Consider the following 319-nt stretch of genomic DNA (forward strand, 5'->3'; position numbering starts at 1 on the left):
AGGGAAGGGGAGAAGAGGGAAGGAGGGGGGAGGAAAGAAAGGGAGGGGAAGAGAGGGGAAGGGAGAAAGGAGGAGAGGAAGGAAAGGAAAAAAGGAAAGGGGAGGGGGAGGAAGAGAAGAAAGAGAGGGAAAGGGAAGAAGGGGGGGAGGAAAAAAGGAGGGAGGGAGGGGAGAAAGGAGGAGGAGGGAAAGAAGAGGAAGAAAGAGGGAAGGAAAGGAAAGGGGAGAAAGAGAGGAAGGAGAGGGGAAAGAGAGAGAAGAGGAGAGGGGAGGAAAGGAAAAAAAAGGAGGGAGAGGAAAGGAGGGAGGGGGAGAAGAA

The 319-nt window shown here is 53.9% G+C and carries 1 protein-coding gene; it reads left to right on the forward strand.

Features of this window, described 5'->3' with window-relative positions; all coding sequences use genetic code 11:
• Positions 1-319: hypothetical protein (locus KH400_RS30525; protein ID WP_217228804.1), on the forward strand; the 319-nt coding region annotated here is incomplete at both ends.

The sequence above is a fragment of the Desertibacillus haloalkaliphilus genome, assembly GCF_019039105.1.
GTDB classification, from domain to species: domain Bacteria; phylum Bacillota; class Bacilli; order Bacillales; family KJ1-10-99; genus Desertibacillus; species Desertibacillus haloalkaliphilus.